Origin of the sequence: Pseudomonas sp. B21-031 (assembly GCF_024748985.1) — a bacterium.
GTDB classification, from domain to species: Bacteria; Pseudomonadota; Gammaproteobacteria; order Pseudomonadales; family Pseudomonadaceae; genus Aquipseudomonas; species Aquipseudomonas kermanshahensis.
The window spans coordinates 486,709-507,681 of the sequence record NZ_CP087181.1; the positions used below are offsets into that span (position 1 = coordinate 486,709).

A 20,973-nucleotide genomic window follows, 5' to 3' on the forward strand; every position below is an offset into this window, starting at 1 on the left:
CGGAGACCCTTGTAATGCCTGATCACGATGTACGCTTGCAACAACTGACTGTCTGGCTCGATGAGCAGCTCAACAATCTTTTTCTGAAAAACGCCTGGGGCGAAGTGCCAGCAGGTAGCCTGACGGCCGCCAGCAGCGATGCGAGCTTCCGCCGCTACTTCCGCTGGCAGGGCGCTGGGCACAGTTTCGTGATCATGGACGCACCCCCGCCGCAGGAGAACTGCCGACCGTTCGTCGCCATCGATCACCTGCTGGCCAGTGCCGGTGTGCACGTGCCGGTGATCCATGCCGAGGACCTGGAGCGTGGTTTCCTGCTGCTGGGCGACCTGGGCCATCAGACATACCTGGACATCATTGATGCCGACAATGCCGATGCCCTGTTCAGTGACGCCATCGATGCGCTGCTGGCGTTCCAGCGCCTGCCGATGGACGCGCCGCTGCCGAGCTACGACGATGCCCTGCTGCGCCGCGAAGTCGAACTGTTCCCGGAGTGGTACGTCGGACGGGCGCTTGGCCTGACCCTCACCGACGCCCAGCAAGCCACCTGGCAGCGTGTGAGCCAGGCGCTGATCGACAGTGCCCTGGCCCAGCCCAAGGTGCTGGTGCACCGCGACTACATGCCGCGCAACCTGATGCAGAGCACGCCAAACCCAGGCGTGCTGGACTTCCAGGACGCCGTTTACGGCCCGGTCACCTACGACATCACCTGCCTGTTCAAGGATGCTTTCCTCAGCTGGCCACAGGCCCGTGTCGAAGCCTGGCTGCGGGATTACTGGCAAAAGGCGCAGGCGGCCGGCATTCCGGTACAGGCCGACTTCGAGGCGTTCCACCGTGCCAGCGACCTGATGGGCGTACAGCGCCACCTCAAGGTCATCGGTATTTTCGCCCGCATCTGCCACCGCGACGGCAAGCCACGCTACCTGACAGACGTCCCGCGCTTCTTCGCCTATATAGATGAAGTGATCAAGCGCCGCCCCGAGTTGGCGGAGCTGGGTGAACTGATCGCGGACCTCCAGGCCGGAGCGCGTGCATGAAGGCGATGATTCTGGCGGCAGGCAAGGGCGAGCGCATGCGCCCTTTGACCTTGCATACCCCCAAACCTCTGGTGCCCGTCGCCGGTCAGCCGCTGATCGAATATCACCTGCGCGCCTTGGCGGCTGCGGGTATTACCGAGGTGGTGATCAACCATGCCTGGCTCGGCCAGCAGATCGAAGACCACCTGGGCGATGGCAGCCGCTTCGGCCTGAGCATCCGCTATTCACCTGAGGGTGAGCCGCTGGAAACCGGTGGCGGGATCTTCAAGGCCCTGCCGTTGCTGGGCGATGCACCGTTTCTGCTGATCAATGGTGACGTCTGGACCGACTACGATTTCGCTCGCCTGAAAGCGCCGCTTGCGGGCCTGGCGCATCTGGTGCTGGTCGACAACCCTGGCCATCACGGCCGTGGCGACTTCCGCCTGGTAGCCGAGCAGGTCGTGGATGGCGACGACGCACCGGGTACCCTGACCTTCAGTGGCCTGTCGGTGCTGGACCCAGCGTTGTTCGCCGGTTGCCAGCCGGGTGCTTTCAAGTTGGCGCCCCTGCTGCGTCAGGCCATGGCGCAGGGCAAGGTCAGTGGTGAGCACTACCGTGGCCATTGGGTCGACGTCGGTACGCTCGAGCGCCTGGCGCAGGCTGAACGCCTGATCGGCGAGCGCGCCTGACATGTGGTGGCCAAGCACGGTGATTGGTGCCGGTGCCGGTTTTGCCGTCGCCAGTATCCCGGGCGCCCTGCTCGGTGCCTTGGTAGGGCAGGCCATGGACCGGCGCCTGCAGGTGCGCGGCTGGGAGGACCTGCGCGAGCGCTTGGGCGGGCGCCCGGCCTTGCGTGATGAAGAATTGCTGTTCGTGCTGCTGGGCAGGCTGGCCAAGTGCGATGGCCGGGTTGCCGAGCAGCATATCCAGCAGGCACGCCAAGAGATGGTGCGCCTGGACCTGGCCGACGCGGCCCGGCTGCGGGCCATTGCCGCGTTCAACCGCGGCAAGGCCGGCAAGGACCGACTGGCTGGCCATCTGCGTCGTATCCGCGAGCAGCCGCATGCCGCCGAAGGGACCTTACGCGCCTGTTGGCGCATGGTCTGGGCCGACGGCAAGGTCGGCGCCAAAGAGCGCGACTTGCTGTTGGACTGGGGGCAGACGCTGGGCTTGAGCCGGCGGCAGGTGCAAGCCTTGTCGCTGGAGTACGAGCCGCGCAAGTCCGGGCTGGACGGCGGCACCATGACCTACGCGGCAGCCATGCGCCTGCTGGCGGTGGAGGCAGATACCGAGGGCGACAAGGTCAAGCAGGCTTATCGCCGGCTGGTTAGCCGTCATCACCCGGACAAGCTGGCGGGCAGCGATGCCACGGATGCCCAGGTACGTGCAGCGACCGAGCGGACACGGGAGTTGCATCAGGCGTATGCGCTGATCCGCAAGCGGCGGGGTTTGTAGAAAAGCGGGGGCGCTTTGCGCCCCTTTTCGCGGCGCAAGGCCGCTCCTACAGGGACCGCGCAACCGTCGCAAGCGCGGCCCCGGCAACCTCGAGTCAGTCTTGCGGGTTCATCCACCCGCGCACCCGGCGGAACAACTGTTCCTGTTCAGCGGCCTTGTTACCAGGCATGGCAATCAGCGACAACTGGCGGTACTGGCTGTCCTTCTGCCGTTTGCTGGCCTGCAAGCGCAGTTCTGCGGCACGTCGATCGCCGGTGCGGGTGGCGTAGTACAGGTCGGCGGTTGGCACCTTGAGGGTCGGCGCGAGGCTTTCCAGGTCATGTTCCACCCGGGCCGGCGTCTGCGCGGCGATCATCACCAGCTTTTGCACCTGCGCGGGTTGTTTCTCGCTCAGGTAGCGGGCTGCCCAGTACGCGCCACTGCCATGGCCGATCAGCACGATGCTGCGTGAGTCATGCTGTTGCGCGTAAGCCACCGCCGCGTCGAGGCGGGCGAAGATACGTTCGGCGTCGGCCGGGTCATTCTGCTCGCTGGCCTGTGCGGCATCGGTGCTTTCTGCTGTGTCGGGGTCGGCGGCAGTCGCCTGGGCGACGTTGGCGTTAGCATCGGTCGGGGTGTCTTTGGCAGGCGCTGTTTCGCCCTCGCTCTTGGTAGGGGCCGCTGCGGGCTTGGTTTCGACACGCGCCTGCGGGCTGTCGGTAAGCAGGTCGGGCAGGCTGACGCTGAGGCTGTGCCAGCCCACATCGGGGAACTTGCGCCGCAACGGGCCGACGGCGTTCGGCCAGTCGGCTGTCTCACCGGCACCGGGCACGAGGATCACCGCACCTTTGGGGTCGTTGCTGTTGGCCGGCTTCCACAGTGCCAGGAAGCTTTCGGCACCGGCCTGCAGGGTTTGCTGCTCGGCCTTGGGCACCAGGCGCTCCAGGGCCAGGGCGTCTTCCTGGCTGCGTTCCAGCAGGGGCGGGCGGGTGGCTTCGGCCGGTGGGGCTTCGGCAGTGGTCGGTGGTTTTTCAGCGTCGGCGGCCATGGCGCCGAGCGGAAGGATCGAGGCTAGGCAGCACATTGCCAGCGTCGTGCGATAAAGTGTGGACATGCGTCAACCCAAGGCCAGAATGATACCGGCAGCCTAATAGTATTTGCCCGTGACGGCCATGTTAGGGCCGCCCTTGCCAAGACGAGCGTGTAGATGAAGCGAATGCGTCGCCTGTTGGTTATCGGCTGCTTGTGGCTACCCTTGATCGCTTTGGCCAGCCCAGAAGCCGTGCCGAGCGTTGCCCTTGAACCCGCGCAACAGCAGTGGTTGGACACCCACCGCAGCCTGCGCGTCGGCCTGGTGCTGCAAGCGCCTTATGCGCAGTTCGACCGGCGCTTACAGCAACTGTACGGGGCCAACGTCGAGTTGGTGAACGCGTTGGCGCAGGCACTGAGGCTTGACCTCACCTGGCGCAACTTTGCCGACCAGGCCAGCCTCGAGCACGCGTTGCAGGCCGGTGAAATCGATTTTGCCCCCGGCCTTACACAAACCCCGGCAAGCCTGCGGCTGTGGCTGTTCAGCGACCCGTACATGCGCGTGCCGCAGCTGGTGGTCGGCCCACGCACAGGCGCCATGGCAGTTGAGCTTGAAAAACTCGAACCCGATCAGCGTGTCGCGGTGCGCATGCCCAGCCCGTTGGCGGACTACCTGCGCAGCAACTATGGCACGCTCAACCTGCAGGGCGTGCCCAACGAACGCGAGGCCTTGCAGTTGATCGTCGGTGGCCAGGCCAGCTACGCGGTGCTCGATGAAGCCCAGCTCAGCCGCCTGTCGCGTGAAAGCGAGTTCGGCGAGCTGGCGGTGGTTGGCGATATTGGCCTGCCGCAGCTGCTGCGGGTGGGTTCGCGGCGCGACTGGCCGTTGCTGGCCGACGTGCTCGAACGGGGCCTGCAGGCCATGCCGGCCAAGGCCTTGGAGCAACTTCACCAGCGCTGGTTGCAACCCAAGTACCCACGCTTGAGCGAGTCGGCCGGCTTCTGGCAAAACCTCGCCATGCTGTTTGGCATGTTGTTGCTGTGTGCGCTGGCCACGTTGGTCTGGCAGCGCCGCCAGCAGCGCCAACTGGAACGTAGCCTGCTGGCCACCCGCGAGAACCTGGCTGAGCGCCAAGTGCGTGAAGAGGCGCTGCGGCTGAGCCAGTTTGCCATCGACCAGAGCACCGTGGGCATTTTATGGGTCAATTGGGACAGCCATGTCCGTTATGCCAACCATGCCGCAGAGCGCATGCTGGGCTACGGTGAGGGCGCGTTGCTGGAGCGCCCGCTGAGCGACTTCGAGCCAAACCTGAACATGGACCGTTGGCTGGAGCTTAGGGGGTGTGGGGCAATTCGAGACCCACTGCCAGCGCGCCGACCTCAGCGTGTTGCCGGTGGAGCTTTCGTTAAGCTTCCTGCGTTTTCGTGATGCCGAGTACCTGGTGGTGTATATCGCCGATGTCACCGAGCGCCACCGCGCACTGGCAGCGCTGCGCGAAAGTGAAGCGCGCCTCAAAGGCATCGCCGGCAACGTGCCGGGGCTGGTGTTCCGGCTGGAACGTGACCCGGCCGAAGGCGACCTGGAATTCCCCTACATTAGCGAAGGCAGCGAGGCCTTGGTCGGCTACGCACCTGCCGAAATTCAGCACCCGCAGATGGGCCTGCGCAACCTGGTGCACCCCGAAGACCGCAGCGACTACCACCGAGTGCAGGACCTGGCCTTGGCCAGCAACCAGGACTGGTCCTGGCAAGGGCGCATCCTCACGCGCCAGGGTGAACAGCGTTGGGCCGACATCAAGGCCAGTACCCGACGCCTGGCCGATGGCCGGGTGGTGTGGGACGGTATCGTCTGGGACATCACCCAGGGCAAGCGGGCAGAACTGGCGTTGGCGCGTTCCCAAGAGCAACTGCGCGAACTGTCGGCGCACCTGGAGAGCGTGCGCGAAGAAGAAAAGGCCCGCATCGCCCGCGAAGTGCACGATGAGCTGGGGCAGATGCTGACCGTGCTCAAGCTCGAAGTCTCGATGTGTGAGCTGGCCTTTGCCGAGCTGGACCCGGGGCTTAACGAGCGTTTGTCGAGCATGAAGCGCCTGATCGCGCAGCTGTTCCAACTGGTACGCGACGTGGCCACGGCCTTGCGCCCGCCCATTCTCGACGCCGGTATCGCCTCGGCCATCGAGTGGCAAGCACGGCGTTTCGAGGCGCGTACACAGATTCCCTGCCTGGTGCAGGTACCGGATAATCTGCCAGCATTGAGTGATGCCAAGGCGACCGGGCTGTTTCGTATCCTTCAGGAGGCGCTGACCAATGTCATGCGCCATGCCCAGGCGCACAGCGTAGAGATCGAGCTGGTGCGTGAAGCGGGGCAGTTACGCATGACCGTCAGCGACGACGGCACGGGTTTTTGCCGCGATCAGACCCGGCCCACCTCGTTCGGCCTGGTGGGCGTGCGCGAGCGCGTGCTGATGCTGGGTGGCAGCATGACGCTGGACAGTGAACCGGGCGAGGGCACCAGCCTGAGCGTGGCCATTCCGTTGGAGTAGGAGACCGATCGTGATTCGAGTGCTGGTGGCGGAAGACCACACGATTGTCCGTGAAGGCATCAAGCAATTGATTGGCCTGGCCAAGGACATGCAAGTGGTGGGCGAGGCCGGCAATGGCGAGCAGTTGCTCGAAGCCTTGCGCCATATGCCGTGTGAAGTGGTGTTGCTGGATATCTCGATGCCCGGCGTCAGCGGCCTTGAGGCCATCCCCAGAATCCGCGCCCTGAACGACCCTCCGGCGATCCTGATGCTGTCGATGCATGACGAGGCGCAGATGGCAGCGCGGGCGCTCAAGGCCGGTGCCGCAGGTTATGCCACCAAGGACAGTGACCCTGCCTTGCTGCTGACCGCTATTCGCCGGGTTGCCGCGGGCGGGCGCTATATTGACCCCGCGTTGGCCGACCGCATGGTCTTCGAGGTGGGCCTGACCGAGTCCCGGCCGTTGCACACGCTGCTCTCGGAGCGGGAGTTTTCGGTGTTCGAGCGCCTGGCCCAGGGCGCCAACGTCAACGACATTGCCCAGCAACTGGCGCTGTCGAGCAAGACCATCAGTACCCACAAGGCGCGGTTGATGCAGAAGCTCAAGGTGAACTCGCTGGCGGAACTGGTGAAGTACGCCATGGAGCACAAGCTGGTCTGAGTGTTCTGGTTGCGACATGGCCTGACGGTCGGCAATGAGCGAGTACTGTGGGAGCGGGCTTGCCCCGCGAAAGGGCCGGCAAGCTCAACCTCATTGTCTGGGGTGGCGGATTCGCGGGGCAAGCCCGCTCCCACAAGGTGAAGTGGTGTGCCTGGGGTCTATTCCAATCCCGCCATTCTTGTAGGGCGATCCCTACACAGAATCTTCCATCTGGATGATGGCATTCTCTCAGTACCCCCGATTTTCGGGCGCTTGCGTCTTGTCTAGTCTTTGCCTACGCAGTCATCCAACAAGAAGGTGCAGGCATGAGCGAGGCGAATTCGAACGCTGCAACCAGCGAAACGCTGGTCAGCTTCCGTGGTGTGCAGAAGAGCTACGACGGCGAGTCGCTGATCGTCAAAGACCTCAACCTGGACATCCGCAAGGGCGAGTTCCTCACCTTGCTCGGCCCGTCCGGCTCGGGCAAGACCACCAGCCTGATGATGCTGGCCGGTTTCGAAACCCCCACCGCCGGCGAGATCCAGCTGGCCGGGCGCTCGATCAACAACGTGCCGCCGCACAAGCGCGACATCGGCATGGTGTTCCAGAACTACGCGCTGTTCCCGCACATGACCGTGGCCGAGAACCTGGCCTTCCCGCTGACTGTGCGCAACCTGAGCAAGACCGACATCAGCGAGCGGGTCAAGCGGGTGCTCAACATGGTGCAGCTCAATGCCTTTGCCAAGCGCTACCCCGGCCAATTGTCCGGTGGCCAGCAGCAGCGGGTGGCCCTGGCGCGGGCCCTGGTGTTCGAGCCACAGCTGGTGCTGATGGACGAACCGTTGGGCGCGCTCGACAAGCAGCTGCGTGAACACATGCAGATGGAGATCAAGCATATCCACCAGCGCCTGGGTGTGACCGTGGTCTACGTGACCCACGACCAGGGTGAGGCGCTGACCATGTCCGACAGGGTGGCGGTGTTCCACCAGGGCGAAATCCAGCAAATCGCCGACCCACGCACCCTCTATGAAAAGCCGTGCAACACCTTCGTCGCCAACTTCATCGGTGAAAACAACCGCATCAACGGCACCCTGCTGGCCAGTGATGGCCATCGCTGCCAGGTGCAGCTGGCGCGGGGCGAGCGGGTCGAGGCACTGGCGGTGAACGTCGGCCAGGCCGGCGAGCCGGTGACCTTGTCGATCCGCCCGGAACGGGTGCGCCTCAATGGCCACAGCGAACGTTGCGTCAACCGCTTCTCTGGCCGTGTGGCCGAGTTCATTTACCTGGGCGACCACGTACGGGTGCGCCTGGAAGTCTGTGGCAAGGCCGACTTCTTCGTGAAGCAGCCGATCGCCGAGCTCGACCCGGCGCTGGCCGTGGGCGATGTGGTACCGCTGGGCTGGGAGGTGGAGCACGCCCGCGCGCTCGATCCGATTGCCGAAGCCCATTGATGGATTGCTTCACCAACCCTGTACTGTGGAGAGAATAATAATGCACAAGCAGTTGAAACTGACCGCCCTGGCCCTGGGGCTGTTCGCCGCTGGCCAGGCCATGGCGGCCGATCTGACCGTGATCTCTTTCGGTGGTGCCAACAAGGCCGCCCAGGTCAAGGCGTTCTACGAGCCGTGGGAAAAGGCGGGTAACGGTAAGATCGTCGCCGGTGAGTACAACGGTGAAATGGCCAAGGTCAAGGCCATGGTCGACACCAAGAGCGTGTCCTGGAACCTGGTGGAAGTCGAGTCGCCAGAGCTGTCTCGCGGTTGCGACGAGGGCATGTTCGAGGAGCTCGACCCCGCTCTGTTCGGCGATGCAGCCGACTATGTGCCGGGTGCCATCCAGCAATGCGGCGTGGGCTTCTTCGTCTGGTCGACGGTACTGGCCTACAACGCTGACAAGCTCAAGACGGCGCCTACCAGCTGGGCCGATTTCTGGGACACCAAGCAGTTCCCGGGCAAACGTGGCCTGCGCAAAGGCGCCAAGTACACGATGGAATTCGCCTTGATGGCCGACGGCGTTGCGCCCAAGGATGTGTACAAGGTGCTGGCGACCAAGGAAGGCCAGGACCGCGCCTTCAAGAAACTCGACGAACTCAAACCCAGCATTCAGTGGTGGGAAGCGGGCGCCCAACCGCCGCAGTTCCTGGCCTCGGGCGACGTGGTCATGAGCTCGGCCTATAACGGCCGGATCGCCGCCGTGCAGAAAGAGAGCAACCTCAAGGTGGTGTGGAACGGCGGCATCTACGACTTCGATGCCTGGGCGATTCCAAAAGGCGCCAAGAACGTCGAAGAGGCGAAGAAGTTCATCGCCTACAGCGTCCAGCCCCAGCAGCAGAAAACCTACTCCGAGAACATCGCCTACGGCCCGGCCAATACCAAGGCCGTCAGCCTGCTGTCGGACGAGGTGAAGAAAGACATGCCGACCACGCCTGAGAACATCGCCAATCAGGTGCAGATCGACGTGGCCTTCTGGGCTGACAACAGCGAGCAGCTGGAGCAACGCTTCAACGCCTGGGCGGCGAAGAAGTAAACGACAAGGAGCCGCTACGCGGCTCATCGCCGGCAAGCCGGCTCCCACAGGCCAGGCGTAGCGCCTGAGCCCAGCGCTGTATCTGTGGGAGCCGGCTTGCCGGCGATGGCTGCGCGGCAGCCCTGATTTCAGCCGGTTTTTACGGAGTTCGCCATGGCCATTGCAGTGCCCCTCAACGAAGGCGCAGGTCCAAGTCTCAAGCAGCGCCTAAAGCACGCCGAGCGGGTCAACCGCTGGAAGGCGCAGGCGTTGATCGCGCCGCTGGCGCTGTTCCTTCTGCTGGTGTTTCTGGTGCCGATCGCGGCGCTGTTGTACAAGAGCGTCGGCAACCCGGAAGTGGTCGCCGGCCTGCCGCGTACCGTTGAAGCGGTGTCGCAGTGGGATGGCAAGAGCTTACCCGGTGAGGAGGTATACAAGGCACTGAGCCAGGACCTGGCCGAGTCGCGCAAGAACCAGACCCTGGGCGACCTCTCCAAGCGCCTGAACATGGAACTGGCGGGCTACCGCAGCCTGTTGACCAAGACCGCCCGGGCGTTGCCGTTCAAGGCTGAACCTGCCTCCTATAAAGAAGCACTGCAAACCCTTGATGAGCGTTGGGGCGACCCCGCCTACTGGCAGGCGATCCGCCGCAATACCAGCTCGGTCACCTCGTTCTACCTGTTGGCGTCGCTCGACCACCGTATCGATGACCTTGGCGAGCTGGCCAAGGCCACGCCTGACCAGGCCATTTACCTGGATATCTTTGCCCGCACCCTGTGGATGGGTGTGGTGATCACCGCCATCTGCCTGGTGTTGGCCTACCCACTGGCGTACTTGCTGGCCAATCTGCCGGCCCGGCAGAGCAACCTGCTGATGATTCTGGTGCTACTGCCGTTCTGGACCTCGATCCTGGTGCGGGTGGCGGCGTGGATCGTGCTGCTGCAGTCGGGCGGGTTGATCAACAGTGCGCTGATGGCCATGGGCATCATCGATGAACCGCTGGAGCTGGTGTTCAACCGCACCGGTGTGTACATCTCGATGGTCCATATCCTGCTGCCGTTCATGATCCTGCCGCTGTACAGCGTGATGAAGGGCATTTCGCCCAGCTACATGCGTGCAGCTATTTCGCTGGGTTGCCACCCGTTCGCCAGCTTCTGGCGGGTGTACTTCCCGCAGACCTACGCCGGTGTTGGCGCGGGCTGCCTGCTGGTGTTCATCCTGGCGATTGGCTACTACATCACCCCGGCATTGCTGGGCAGCCCGAACGACCAGATGGTCAGCTACTTCGTGGCCTTCTATACCAACACCAGCATCAACTGGGGCATGGCGACCGCGCTGGGCGGTCTGCTGCTGCTGGCGACCGTACTGTTGTACCTGATCTATAGCTGGCTGGTCGGCGCCAGCCGCCTGCGCCTGAGCTGAGGAGCCTTGTCATGCTGAGCCCTTACATGTCACCCGTGGAGCGGGTCTGGTTCTACAGCCTGCGCATTCTTTGCGGCCTGATCCTGCTGTTTCTGATCTTGCCGGTGCTGGTGATCGTGCCACTGTCGTTCAACAGTGGCAGCTTTCTGGTGTACCCGTTGCAAGGCTTTTCGCTGCAGTGGTACCAGGACTTCTTCGGCTCTGCCGAGTGGATGCGGGCACTGAAGAACAGCATCATCGTCGCCCCGGCGGCCACGGTGCTGGCGATGGTGTTCGGTACGTTGGCGGCGATTGGCCTGACCCGCGGCGACTTCCCGGGCAAGTCGCTGGTGATGGCGCTGGTGATTTCGCCGATGGTGGTGCCGGTGGTGATCATCGGTGTGGCCAGTTACCTGTTCTTCGCACCCTTGGGGATGGGCAACAGCTTTACCTCGCTGATCCTGGTGCATGCGGTGTTGGGTGTGCCGTTCGTCATCATCACCGTGTCGGCGACGTTGCAGGGCTTCAACTACAACCTGGTGCGCGCTGCGGCCAGCCTGGGTGCTTCGCCGCTGGTGGCGTTCCGCCGGGTGACGCTGCCGTTGATCGCCCCGGGGGTGATCTCGGGTGCGTTGTTTGCCTTTGCGACGTCGTTCGACGAGGTGGTGGTGACGTTGTTCCTCGCCGGGCCTGAGCAGGCGACCTTGCCACGGCAGATGTTCAGCGGTATCCGCGAGAACCTGAGCCCGACGATTGCGGCGGCGGCCACGTTGCTGATCGCGTTTTCGGTGGTGCTGCTGCTGACCTTGGAGTGGTTGCGTGGGCGTAGCGAGAAGCTGAGAACTCAGCAGCCTGCTTGACTGATGTTGCCAGTGCCGGCCTTTACGCGGGCACTGGCAATAGATGGGCACCGGTCGACACGGATTGATACCAATCAGCCTCTACCCGTTCGCCTGAGTTACAATGCGCGCCACCGTGATTCTGACCTACAGGTGCGCCATGCAGCCCTACGCTATTGCCCCCTCCATTCTCTCCGCCGATTTCGCCCGCCTGGGCGAGGACGTCGACAAGGTGCTGGCCGCGGGTGCCGACATCGTTCACTTCGATGTGATGGACAACCACTACGTCCCCAACCTGACCATCGGCCCGATGGTCTGTACTGCCTTGCGCAAGTACGGTGTTACTGCCCCGATCGATGTGCACCTGATGGTCAGCCCGGTCGACCGCATCATCGGCGACTTCATCGAAGCCGGCGCCACTTACATCACCTTCCACCCGGAAGCCAGCCAGCACATCGACCGCTCGCTGCAGCTGATCCGCGACGGTGGTTGCAAGGCCGGCCTGGTGTTCAACCCGGCGACCAGCCTCGATGTCCTCAAGTATGTGATGGACAAAGTCGACATGGTCCTGCTGATGAGCGTCAACCCAGGCTTTGGCGGGCAGAAGTTCATCCCGGGCACCCTCGACAAGCTGCGTGAGGCGCGCGCGCTGATCGACGCCAGTGGCCGTGATATCCGTCTGGAAATCGACGGTGGCGTCAACGTCAACAATATCCGCGAAATCGCCGCTGCTGGCGCTGACACCTTCGTCGCCGGTTCGGCCATCTTCAATGCCCCGGACTATCAGGAAGTCATCGCCAAAATGCGCGCCGAACTGGCCCAGGCCCGCCCATGAGCGGCTTCGAGCAGCTGTTCCCAGGGACGCTGCCAAGGCTGGTGATGTTCGATCTGGACGGTACCCTGATCGACTCCGTGCCAGACCTGGCCGCCGCCGTGGACCGCATGCTGCTCGAACTTGGGCGCCCGCCAGCGGGCCTGGACGCCGTACGCCACTGGGTTGGCAACGGTGCCCAGGTGCTGGTGCGCCGGGCCCTGGCCGGGGGCATCGAGCATGCCTCGGTCGACGATGCGCTGGCCGAACAGGCGCTGGCGCTGTTCATGGAGGCCTATGCCGAAAGCCATGAACTGACCGTGGTCTACCCCGGCGTGCGCGACACCCTGCGCTGGCTGCGCAAGCAAGGCGTGGAGATGGCGCTGATCACCAATAAGCCCGAGCGCTTCGTCGCCCCGCTGCTGGACCAGATGAAGATCGGTCGCTACTTCCGCTGGATCATCGGCGGAGACACCCTGCCACAAAAGAAACCCGACCCCGCAGCACTGCTGTTCGTCATGCAGATGGCCGGTGTCACGCCGCAACAGTCGCTGTTCGTCGGGGATTCGCGCAGCGATGTGCTGGCCGCCAAGGCCGCGGGTGTGCAGTGCGTGGGCCTGACTTACGGCTACAACCACGGCCGGCCGATCAACGACGAATCGCCGAGCCTGGTGATCGACGACCTGCGTGCACTGCTGCCCGGTTGCGCAGACCCGGCCACTGGGATAACGTTGGCGGACCTTCAAGCCTCACAAGACAGAGAGTCCACCGTGGCGGTTACTGGCAAATTCTGGATGAAAGTCATCAAGGCCCTGGCCCGTTGGCGTTGGCGCGCCTGACTTCTGCTTGCCGGCCCCTGCCGGCCCGTCCGTTTGCCTGACCTTACTGCTGCTTGCCACGAGGCTACTCATGACCCGCGAAGAATTCCTGCGCCTGGCCGCTGCCGGCTACAACCGCATCCCCCTGGCCTGTGAAACCCTGGCCGACTTCGACACGCCGCTGTCGATCTACCTGAAACTGGCCGACCAGCCCAACTCCTATTTACTCGAGTCCGTACAGGGCGGCGAGAAGTGGGGGCGTTATTCGATGATCGGCCTGCCATCGCGCACGGTGATGCGTGTGCATGGCTACCACGTCAGTATCTTGCAGGATGGCGTCGAGGTAGAGCGCCACGACGTCGAAGACCCGCTGGCCTTCGTCGAGTCGTTCAAGGACCGCTACAAGGTCGCGGATATTCCCGGGCTGCCGCGTTTCAACGGTGGTCTGGTCGGCTACTTCGGCTATGACTGCGTGCGCTATGTGGAGAAGCGTCTGGGCGCGAGCCCGAACCCGGACCCGCTGGGCGTGCCGGATATCCTGCTGATGGTGTCTGACGCCGTGGTGGTGTTCGACAACCTGGCGGGCAAGATGCATGCAATCGTGCTGGTCGATCCGGCCGAAGAGCAGGCCTTCGAACAAGGCAAGGCTCGCCTGGCTGGGTTGCTGGAGACCCTGCGCCAGCCGATTACCCCGCGCCGTGGCCTGGACCTGAGCGGCCCGCTCGCCGCCGAGCCGGAATTCCGCTCCAGCTATACCCGCGAGGATTACGAGAACGCGGTTGGCCGCATCAAAGAGTACATCCTGGCCGGTGACTGCATGCAGGTGGTGCCGTCCCAGCGCATGTCGATCGACTTCAAGTCTGCGCCCATCGACCTGTACCGTGCGTTGCGCTGCTTCAACCCGACGCCGTACATGTACTTCTTCAATTTCGGCGACTTCCATGTGGTCGGCAGTTCGCCTGAAGTGCTGGTGCGTGTCGAGGACAACCTGGTCACCGTGCGCCCGATCGCCGGTACGCGTCCACGGGGTGCGACGGAAGAAGCCGACCGTGCGCTGGAAGACGACTTGCTGTCGGACGAGAAAGAGATTGCCGAGCACCTGATGCTGATCGACCTGGGCCGCAACGACGTGGGCCGTGTGTCCTCGACCGGCAGCGTGCGCCTGACCGAGAAGATGGTGATCGAGCGTTACTCCAATGTGATGCACATCGTGTCCAACGTCACCGGTCAGCTGCGTGAAGGCCTTACCGCCATGGATGCATTGCGGGCGATTCTGCCAGCCGGCACCTTGTCGGGTGCACCGAAAATTCGCGCCATGGAGATCATTGACGAGCTGGAGCCGGTCAAGCGTGGCGTCTACGGCGGTGCAGTGGGCTACTTTGCCTGGAACGGCAACATGGACACCGCGATTGCCATCCGCACCGCGGTGATCAAGGACGGCGAGCTGCATGTGCAGGCGGGTGGCGGCATCGTGGCCGACTCCGTGCCGGCGCTGGAGTGGGAAGAAACCATCAACAAGCGCCGCGCGATGTTCCGCGCGGTGGCCTTGGCTGAGCAGACGTCGGCCAAGTAATGCTGGGAATTTGGGGGCTGCTGTGCAGCCCCTCGCCGGCATGAGGGAGCGGGTGAACCCGCTTCCTCAGGGCCCAAATCACTCAGAAGTCCAAGCTTACCGCCAGGCTCACCCCCTGTTGCGTCAACTCATCACTCTTGCGCCAGTTGTAATTCCCTCGCACATGCACCCCCGCCATCAGCTCATGGCTCAAGCCCAAGCTGGCCCGGGTGAGGTCACTGTGCGGCGTATACCCGGTCAGGGTGAAGTCGTGCGCGGCCAACGTCGTCAGGTGCATCGTCACGTCCTGTTGGTCATCCTCGAACTCGTGCTCTTGGGCAACCTCGGCAAACAGCCGCGTCCCCGTTGCCACCTGCACACTGCCTAACAGCCCGATGCCCAGCCGCCGCGAGGTCCGTTCCTGGTCATCGAAGCCCAGCGCTGTCGAGCGCCCGCTCTTCTCGTCATAACCATCGACCTTGACCCGGGCATAGTCGGCGCTGATGAACGGCGCCAGTTGCCACGGGCTGCTCTCGGCGGCCAGGTTGTAACCCAGCCGGCCCGTCACCGCCCACGCTTCGCCATCGGTATCGCCTTTTTCGCTGCGGTCATTTACGCCCAGGGCGAAGGTGCGTTTGAGGTCGCTGTAGTCCAGGTGCCCGGCCGTCAGTGCAGCATCGGCCCACCAGCGGTCCTGGCGGTATTGGGCAAATGCCGTTGCCAGGTAGCTGTCGAGCTTGTAGTCGGAGTCCTGTTCACCCGCCTCCAGTTTCTGCCGGTATACGCCACCCGCCAGGCCCAGGCGCCAGGCATCGTTCAAACGGTAGCTGCCACCCAGGGTCAGGTTGTAGCCACGGCCGTCGCCGCTGGCCGCACTGCGTTGGCCGTCAAAGTCCAGGTCCTGCGCGCCGGTGGCGACGAAGGCCTGCCATTGCCCCACGGCTTGCCAGGGCGTTTGCCACTGGTTGCGCAGTTCGTCCTGGTGGGCGCGCAGGGTAGCGTGGGCCATTTCCGGCAACAGGGTCAGTTCCCAGGGGGCGGAGATGATCGAGTAGGCGTAGTCGGCTATCAACTGCTGGCCGGCAATGGTCGGGTGTACCGAGTCGTTGAACAGCAGTTTGGTTGGGTCCGGAGTGGCGCCGTTGATGCCGTAAACCGGGTTTTCGACGCAGCCTTGACCGCTGTAGCAGGTGCCAACCAGGTTCTGGCCGCTGGCCAAGCCGAATTGGGTCGGGCTGGCCAAGGCCTCACCCAGTAATACCGGAATGTTCAGTGGGATGATCTCGGCGTCGATCTGCCCGAGTTGATTGAGCAGTGACTGGTTGAACACGCCCGACAGCAGCGACAGCGGGTTCTGTTGCGGGGTGCCGCTGAAGTTCGGCGTTTGGCCCAGGTCGGGCAGCAACCAGACCATGATGTAGCGGGCGCCGCCTTGTTGCAGGGCCTGGGCGCTGGCAGCCAGCCGGCCTCCAGCCGCGGCGGCGTCGGCGGGGCTGTTCACTAGGCCCTGGAGGAAGTCGTTACCGCCACCGGTGAGGTAATAGAGCGCATTGGGGTCGGCGCGCAGGCCATTGGCCAGGTAGCCGGGGCGTTCACGGAAGACAAAGCCTGGCGCAGGTCCATTGGGGGGTACGATCACTTTCGATGACTCGGTGATCGAATCGAGAATCTGCTGCGTCGTGTAACCGCCCACTGCCCAGTTGTTGCCATCAGGCCGGATGCCGACCGACGTGGACGGGTTGAGTTCGTCTTGCTCGATGCCCAGCCGACCGCCAAGAATCATTGGCGAAACCGGCGCGAAGTTACCGTCGGCGTCGCGGTTGGTGAAGCGCTGGCCTGCTGTACCGCCGGTCAGGTCAGGAAATTGGCCGGCATCACTCAGGCTGTCGCCAAATACGATCAAGGTCGAATAAGGGGAAGGGGCAGCGAATGCCTGGCTGCAGGCCAGGGCCAAAGAGGCGAGGGTAAAGCGCAACAAGGGAGCTTTTCGCATCAGAGAACATCCTTTTCTTTGTTTTTATGAGGACTACCCGATCGACCATAGCAAATCGCGGGGCTTGTCTCCCAAGTCCATTCGTTTCCCCGTGTTTACAGGCATATTGCGCCCATCGCCCCGGTAGGCTACTGTGCCGGGACGTATGAGCGAGACCTATCCTGTGTTGATCGTCAGCAAACTCTTGATGCGCGTTATCAAGGCCCACGCCCGTTGGCGTTGGCGCGCCTGACTTTATCTCCTGCCGGCCAGCCCGGCCCGTTTCTGTTTGCCTTCTTATCCGTTTCCGAATGCCCTTAGTGGCAATGCCATGCTGCGGGCGGTGTAGGAAGGTTCGTATTCTGAAGTCAGTAGATTCAAGAGGTTTAGCCCGATGTTACTGATGATCGACAACTACGACTCATTCACTTACAACGTCGTCCAATACCTCGGCGAGTTAGGTGCCGAGGTCAAGGTCATTCGCAATGACGAAATGACCATCGCTGAAATCGAAGCCCTCAACCCGGAGCGCATCGTTGTCTCGCCTGGCCCCTGCACGCCGAGCGAGGCGGGGGTGTCGATCGAGGCGATCCTGCACTTTGCTGGCAAACTGCCGATTCTGGGCGTCTGCCTGGGCCACCAGTCAATCGGCCAGGCATTTGGCGGCGATGTCGTGCGTGCCCGCCAGGTGATGCACGGCAAGACTAGCCCAGTGCTGCACCGCGACCTGGGCGTGTTCGCCGGCCTCAACAACCCGCTGACCGTGACCCGCTACCACTCCCTGGTGGTCAAGCGTGAAACGCTGCCCGATTGCCTGGAGGTCACTGCCTGGACTGCCCATGCTGACGGTTCGGTCGACGAGATCATGGGCCTGCGCCACAAGACCCTGAATATTGAAGGGGTGCAATTCCACCCCGAGTCCATCCTCACCGAGCAGGGCCACGAGCTGTTCGCCAACTTCCTCAAGCAGACCGGCGGCCGCCGCTAAGGATCGAACATGGATATCAAGAGCGCGCTGAGCCGCATCGTCGGTCATCTGGACTTGTCTACCGAAGAAATGAGCGACGTCATGCGTCAGATCATGACCGGTCAATGCAGCGAGGCGCAGATCGGCGCCTTCCTGATGGGCATGCGCATGAAAAGCGAGAGCATCGACGAGATCGTCGGCGCGGTGTCGGTGATGCGTGAGCTGGCCGACAAGGTCGAGCTGAAGAGCCTCGATGGGGTGGTCGATATCGTCGGCACCGGTGGCGATGGCGCCAACATCTTTAACGTCTCCACCGCCTCCTCGTTTGTGCTCGCTGCGGCCGGTTGCCCGGTGGCCAAGCACGGTAACCGTGCGGTCTCGGGCAAGAGCGGTAGCGCTGATCTGCTGGAAGCCGCTGGCATCTACCTGAACCTGACCCCGGTGCAGGTCGCCCGCTGCATCGACAGCCTGGGCATCGGTTTCATGTTTGCCCAGAGCCATCACAAGGCAATGAAGTACGCCGCAGGCCCGCGCCGTGAGTTGGGCCTGCGCACCCTGTTCAACATGCTGGGCCCGCTTACGAATCCGGCCGGTGTGAAGCACCAGGTGGTCGGCGTGTTCACCCAGGCCCTGTGCCGCCCGCTGGCCGAAGTGCTGCAGCGGTTGGGCAGCAAGCACGTGCTGGTGGTGCATTCCAAGGACGGCCTGGATGAGTTCAGCCTGGCGGCGCCGACGTTTGTCGCGGAGCTGAAAAATGGCCAGATCACCGAGTATTGGGTAGAGCCGGAAGACCTTGGCATGAAGAGCCAGAGCCTGCACGGCCTGGCAGTTGAAGGCCCGCAGGCCTCCTTCGAGCTGATTCGTGATGCCCTGGGCCGACGCAAGACCGAGAACGGCCAGAAAGCCGCGGAAATGATCGTGCTCAATGCGGGCGCCGCGCTATACGCCGCGGACCATGCCATGACCCTGGCACAGGGCGTGGAACTTGCCCATGACGTGCTGCACACCGGCCTTGCCTGGGAAAAACTGCAGGAGCTGGGTGCCTTCACCGCCGTATTCAAGCTGGAGAACGAAGCATGAGCGTACCGACCGTGCTGGAAAAGATCATCGCTCGCAAAGTTGAGGAAGTGGCCGAGCGCAGTGCCCGGGTCAGCCTGGCTGAGCTGGAGCGCCTGGCCAAGGCCGCCGACGCGCCACGAGGCTTTGCCAATGCGCTGATCGAGCAGGCCAAGCGCAAGCAGCCGGCGGTCATTGCCGAGATCAAGAAGGCGTCGCCGAGCAAGGGCGTGATCCGCGAGCACTTCGTGCCAGCGGAAATCGCCGTCAGCTACGAGAAGGGCGGGGCGACCTGCCTGTCGGTGCTGACCGATGTGGATTACTTCCAAGGCGCGGATGTGTACCTGCAGCAGGCGCGCGCGGCAGTGTCGTTGCCGGTGATCCGCAAGGATTTCATGATCGACCCCTACCAGATCGTCGAGGCCCGTGCACTGGGCGCTGACTGTGTGCTGCTGATCGTCTCGGCGCTGGATGATGTGAAGATGGCCGAACTGGCCGCCACGGCCAAGGATGTCGGCCTTGATGTGTTGGTCGAAGTGCATGACGGCGATGAGCTGGAGCGCGCGTTGAAAACCCTCGATACGCCGCTGGTGGGGGTGAACAACCGCAACCTGCACACCTTCGAGGTCAGCCTGGAAACCACCCTTGACCTGCTGCCGCGTATTCCGCGTGATCGCCTGGCGATTACTGAGAGCGGTATCCTCAACCGGGCCGATGTAGAGCTGATGGCAATCAACGAGGTTTACGCGTTCCTGGTGGGTGAGGCGTTCATGCGCGCTGATCAGCCTGGGCTGGAATTGCAGCGGTTGTTCTTCCCGGAGCAGGTGAAGAAGACTGTTCAGCAACTGGACTGATCGAAACGAAGCCGGCGTGACTGCCGGCTTTTTTGTATGCCTGTAATGGCCCTTTCGCGGGTAAACCTGCACCCACAGGTTCTTCGGCACCCTTGGGGCTGTGGTGAACCTGCGGGGATCGATAACAACATCAAAGGTGGATCAATGACCGATCAACCCCTGGCCCTGACCGTTGAACAAGGCCTGCATGCCGAACAGGACCTGCTGGCCGCCGTCTGCCGCGGCGAACGCGACAGCGGTGTGCTGTTCTGGCGCCCGACCGACCATGCCCTGGTCATGCCGCGGCGCATGAGCCGCCTGGACAACTTCGAAGCTGCCTGTGCCGAGCTGGCGATCGCTGGCTGGCCGGTGCTGTTGCGTGAGACCGGTGGGGAGCCGGTACCGCAGTCGCATGCCACGGTCAATGTGGCGCTGGTCTATGTGGCGCCGCGCAGTGAGGGTGACCATGGGCGCATCGAAAATGCCTACGAGCGCCTTTGCCTGCCGTTATGCGAAGTACTACGCGAGTGGGGCGGGGTGGCTTCGGTGGGCGAGATCGACGGGGCGTTCTGCGACGGCCGCTATAACGTCAACCTCAATGGCCGCAAACTGGTCGGCACGGCCCAACGCTGGCGCCAGGGGCTAGGTGGCAAACGCCCGGTGGTGTTGGTGCATGGCGCGTTGCTGCTGGATAACGAGCGTGAATCGATGGTCGCGGCAGTCAACCGCTTCAACGAATGCTGCGAGCTGGAGCAGCGCTGCCGCGCCGATGCGCATATTGCCTTGCACGAAGTGGCGCCCCAAGCGCCCTGGTTCGAGCGCTTGTCACAGGCTTATGCCAAGGTGCTGGCCGATTTGCCCAAGGACTAACGGGTACCGTAGACCACCATGGTCTTGCCCTTGACTTGCACCAGGCTGCGTTCCTCGAGGTCTTTGAGGACGCGGCCGACCATCTCCCGCGAACAACCGACGATACGCCCAATCTCCTGCCGAGTGATCTTGATCTGCATACCGTCCGGGTGGGTCATCGCATCGGGTTGCTTGCACAGTTCGAGCAGGCAGCGGGCAACACGCCCGGTGACATCGAAGAAGGCCAGGTCGCCAACCTTGCGCGTGGTGTTACGCAGGCGCTGGGCCATCTGGCCGCCCAGGGCGTAGAGGATGTCGGGGTCCTGGCGGGAAAGTTCGCGAAACTTGTCGTAACTGATCTCTGCTACTTCGCATTCAGTCTTGGCGCGGACCCAGGCGCTGCGCTGCTGCTCGCCTTCTACGGGCTCGAAAAGGCCCAACTCGCCAAAGAAGTCTCCATTGTTGAGGTAGGCAATGATCATTTCGTGACCATCGTCGTCCTCGATCAGGATGGTCACCGAACCCTTGATGATGAACGACAGTGTTTCGGCCTTGTCGCCGGCGCAGATGATGTTGCTCTTGGCGGAGTAGCGGCGGCGTTGGCAGTGCACCAGCAGTTTGTCGATGTTCTTGATCTTGGCGGGTAGGGCGGAGGCAACCATCACGAAATCCTGTTCGATACGACGCATAGGTTTCTTATAGAGAGTGTCTGGCAGAACGCGCCAGTCATTT

At 63.2% G+C, this 20,973-nt stretch carries 18 protein-coding genes and 1 pseudogene; 16 read left to right on the forward strand and 3 right to left on the reverse strand.

Translation table 11 applies throughout. The annotated features are described in order from the left end of the window. The first annotated feature begins 14 nt into the window (after window positions 1-14). Genes LOY53_RS02110 through LOY53_RS02120 form a run of 3 tightly spaced genes read left to right on the forward strand, consistent with a single transcriptional unit; the run spans window position 15 to window position 2,468 of the window. Entirely contained in the window at window positions 15-1,034 is a 1,020-nt protein-coding gene (locus LOY53_RS02110) for an aminoglycoside phosphotransferase family protein (RefSeq protein WP_252826523.1), read from the forward strand. Then, entirely contained in the window at window positions 1,031-1,702 is a 672-nt protein-coding gene (murU, locus tag LOY53_RS02115; protein WP_258703551.1) for an N-acetylmuramate alpha-1-phosphate uridylyltransferase MurU, read from the forward strand. The genes LOY53_RS02110 and murU overlap by 4 nt, the downstream gene beginning before the upstream one ends. Window position 1,703: 1 nt before the next feature. Continuing rightward, complete coding sequence (locus LOY53_RS02120) at window positions 1,704-2,468, forward strand: TerB family tellurite resistance protein (RefSeq protein ID WP_252826525.1); 765 nt, start codon at window positions 1,704-1,706, stop codon at window positions 2,466-2,468. Window positions 2,469-2,562: 94 nt separating this feature from the next. On the opposite strand, the gene LOY53_RS02125 is transcribed toward LOY53_RS02120, so the two are convergent. Next, window positions 2,563-3,561, reverse strand: coding sequence for an alpha/beta hydrolase family protein (locus LOY53_RS02125; protein WP_252826526.1), 999 nt, complete (start codon window positions 3,559-3,561; stop codon window positions 2,563-2,565). A 93-nt stretch (window positions 3,562-3,654) separates the two neighbouring features. Here LOY53_RS02125 and LOY53_RS02130 point away from each other — a divergent pair. From LOY53_RS02130 to trpE, 9 genes and pseudogenes are all read left to right on the forward strand, one after another. Further along, window positions 3,655-6,019 (forward strand): annotated as a pseudogene (locus tag LOY53_RS02130) (PAS domain S-box protein). A 7-nt stretch (window positions 6,020-6,026) separates the two neighbouring features. Beyond that, window positions 6,027-6,659: a response regulator transcription factor gene (locus LOY53_RS02135; protein WP_252827372.1), complete on the forward strand. Its 633-nt coding sequence runs from the start codon at window positions 6,027-6,029 to the stop codon at window positions 6,657-6,659. A gap of 305 nt (window positions 6,660-6,964) precedes the next feature. Beyond that, window positions 6,965-8,089, forward strand: coding sequence for an ABC transporter ATP-binding protein (locus tag LOY53_RS02140; protein ID WP_252826528.1), 1,125 nt, complete (start codon window positions 6,965-6,967; stop codon window positions 8,087-8,089). A gap of 40 nt (window positions 8,090-8,129) precedes the next feature. Continuing rightward, on the forward strand, window positions 8,130-9,164 hold the full coding sequence (locus LOY53_RS02145; protein WP_252826529.1) for an ABC transporter substrate-binding protein: 1,035 nt from the start codon (window positions 8,130-8,132) through the stop codon (window positions 9,162-9,164). Between the two features lie 153 nt (window positions 9,165-9,317). Further along, window positions 9,318-10,565, forward strand: a complete 1,248-nt coding sequence (locus LOY53_RS02150; RefSeq protein ID WP_252826530.1) for an ABC transporter permease — start codon at window positions 9,318-9,320, stop codon at window positions 10,563-10,565. Between the two features lie 11 nt (window positions 10,566-10,576). Next, window positions 10,577-11,404, forward strand: coding sequence for an ABC transporter permease (locus LOY53_RS02155; RefSeq protein WP_099452727.1), 828 nt, complete (start codon window positions 10,577-10,579; stop codon window positions 11,402-11,404). A gap of 139 nt (window positions 11,405-11,543) precedes the next feature. Continuing rightward, on the forward strand, window positions 11,544-12,218 hold the full coding sequence (rpe, locus tag LOY53_RS02160) for a ribulose-phosphate 3-epimerase (RefSeq protein WP_027594400.1): 675 nt from the start codon (window positions 11,544-11,546) through the stop codon (window positions 12,216-12,218). After that, complete coding sequence (locus LOY53_RS02165) at window positions 12,215-13,033, forward strand: phosphoglycolate phosphatase (RefSeq protein WP_027594401.1); 819 nt, start codon at window positions 12,215-12,217, stop codon at window positions 13,031-13,033. Before rpe ends, LOY53_RS02165 begins: the two co-directional genes overlap by 4 nt. A 70-nt stretch (window positions 13,034-13,103) precedes the next feature. Continuing rightward, on the forward strand, window positions 13,104-14,585 hold the full coding sequence (trpE, locus tag LOY53_RS02170) for an anthranilate synthase component I (protein ID WP_099452728.1): 1,482 nt from the start codon (window positions 13,104-13,106) through the stop codon (window positions 14,583-14,585). An 82-nt stretch (window positions 14,586-14,667) separates the two neighbouring features. Here trpE and estP read toward each other — a convergent pair whose 3' ends face one another. Beyond that, window positions 14,668-16,557: an esterase EstP gene (gene estP, locus LOY53_RS02175; RefSeq protein WP_186681370.1), complete on the reverse strand. Its 1,890-nt coding sequence runs from the start codon at window positions 16,555-16,557 to the stop codon at window positions 14,668-14,670. A gap of 373 nt (window positions 16,558-16,930) precedes the next feature. Here estP and LOY53_RS02180 point away from each other — a divergent pair, with 373 nt between their 5' ends. The 4 genes from LOY53_RS02180 (at window position 16,931) to LOY53_RS02195 (ending at window position 20,262) form a co-directional block, all read left to right on the forward strand. Further along, window positions 16,931-17,524 carry an aminodeoxychorismate/anthranilate synthase component II gene (locus LOY53_RS02180; protein ID WP_099452730.1) on the forward strand — a complete coding sequence of 198 codons (594 nt, stop codon included), beginning with the start codon at window positions 16,931-16,933 and terminating at the stop codon, window positions 17,522-17,524. 9 nt (window positions 17,525-17,533) lie between these two features. Beyond that, window positions 17,534-18,583 (forward strand): anthranilate phosphoribosyltransferase, encoded by a 1,050-nt coding sequence (gene trpD, locus LOY53_RS02185; protein ID WP_027594405.1) that lies wholly within the window; start codon window positions 17,534-17,536, stop codon window positions 18,581-18,583. Next, window positions 18,580-19,413 carry an indole-3-glycerol phosphate synthase TrpC gene (gene trpC / locus LOY53_RS02190; RefSeq protein ID WP_252826532.1) on the forward strand — a complete coding sequence of 278 codons (834 nt, stop codon included), beginning with the start codon at window positions 18,580-18,582 and terminating at the stop codon, window positions 19,411-19,413. The genes trpD and trpC overlap by 4 nt, the downstream gene beginning before the upstream one ends. Window positions 19,414-19,557: 144 nt before the next feature. After that, window positions 19,558-20,262, forward strand: coding sequence for a lipoate--protein ligase family protein (locus tag LOY53_RS02195; RefSeq protein WP_186681377.1), 705 nt, complete (start codon window positions 19,558-19,560; stop codon window positions 20,260-20,262). Here LOY53_RS02195 and crp read toward each other — a convergent pair. Next, window positions 20,259-20,903, reverse strand: a complete 645-nt coding sequence (gene crp, locus LOY53_RS02200) for a cAMP-activated global transcriptional regulator CRP (RefSeq protein WP_099455777.1) — start codon at window positions 20,901-20,903, stop codon at window positions 20,259-20,261. The two genes, LOY53_RS02195 and crp, sit on opposite strands and share 4 nt — an antisense overlap. Window positions 20,904-20,973 lie beyond the last annotated feature (70 nt).

Bases quoted from the DNA above. Each gene is read 5' to 3' on its own strand.
- LOY53_RS02110 (WP_252826523.1), top strand. From the start codon at position 15: ATGCCTGATCACGATGTACGCTTGCAACAACTGACTGTCTGGCTCGAT.
- murU (WP_258703551.1), top strand. From the start codon at position 1,031: ATGAAGGCGATGATTCTGGCGGCAGGCAAGGGCGAGCGCATGCGCCCT.
- LOY53_RS02120 (WP_252826525.1), top strand. From the start codon at position 1,704: ATGTGGTGGCCAAGCACGGTGATTGGTGCCGGTGCCGGTTTTGCCGTC.
- LOY53_RS02125 (WP_252826526.1), bottom strand. From the start codon at position 3,561: ATGTCCACACTTTATCGCACGACGCTGGCAATGTGCTGCCTAGCCTCG.
- LOY53_RS02140 (WP_252826528.1), top strand. From the start codon at position 6,965: ATGAGCGAGGCGAATTCGAACGCTGCAACCAGCGAAACGCTGGTCAGC.
- LOY53_RS02145 (WP_252826529.1), top strand. From the start codon at position 8,130: ATGCACAAGCAGTTGAAACTGACCGCCCTGGCCCTGGGGCTGTTCGCC.
- LOY53_RS02150 (WP_252826530.1), top strand. From the start codon at position 9,318: ATGGCCATTGCAGTGCCCCTCAACGAAGGCGCAGGTCCAAGTCTCAAG.
- LOY53_RS02155 (WP_099452727.1), top strand. From the start codon at position 10,577: ATGCTGAGCCCTTACATGTCACCCGTGGAGCGGGTCTGGTTCTACAGC.
- rpe (WP_027594400.1), top strand. From the start codon at position 11,544: ATGCAGCCCTACGCTATTGCCCCCTCCATTCTCTCCGCCGATTTCGCC.
- LOY53_RS02165 (WP_027594401.1), top strand. From the start codon at position 12,215: ATGAGCGGCTTCGAGCAGCTGTTCCCAGGGACGCTGCCAAGGCTGGTG.
- trpE (WP_099452728.1), top strand. From the start codon at position 13,104: ATGACCCGCGAAGAATTCCTGCGCCTGGCCGCTGCCGGCTACAACCGC.
- estP (WP_186681370.1), bottom strand. From the start codon at position 16,557: ATGCGAAAAGCTCCCTTGTTGCGCTTTACCCTCGCCTCTTTGGCCCTG.
- LOY53_RS02180 (WP_099452730.1), top strand. From the start codon at position 16,931: ATGTTACTGATGATCGACAACTACGACTCATTCACTTACAACGTCGTC.
- trpD (WP_027594405.1), top strand. From the start codon at position 17,534: ATGGATATCAAGAGCGCGCTGAGCCGCATCGTCGGTCATCTGGACTTG.
- trpC (WP_252826532.1), top strand. From the start codon at position 18,580: ATGAGCGTACCGACCGTGCTGGAAAAGATCATCGCTCGCAAAGTTGAG.
- LOY53_RS02195 (WP_186681377.1), top strand. From the start codon at position 19,558: ATGACCGATCAACCCCTGGCCCTGACCGTTGAACAAGGCCTGCATGCC.
- crp (WP_099455777.1), bottom strand. From the start codon at position 20,903: ATGGTTGCCTCCGCCCTACCCGCCAAGATCAAGAACATCGACAAACTG.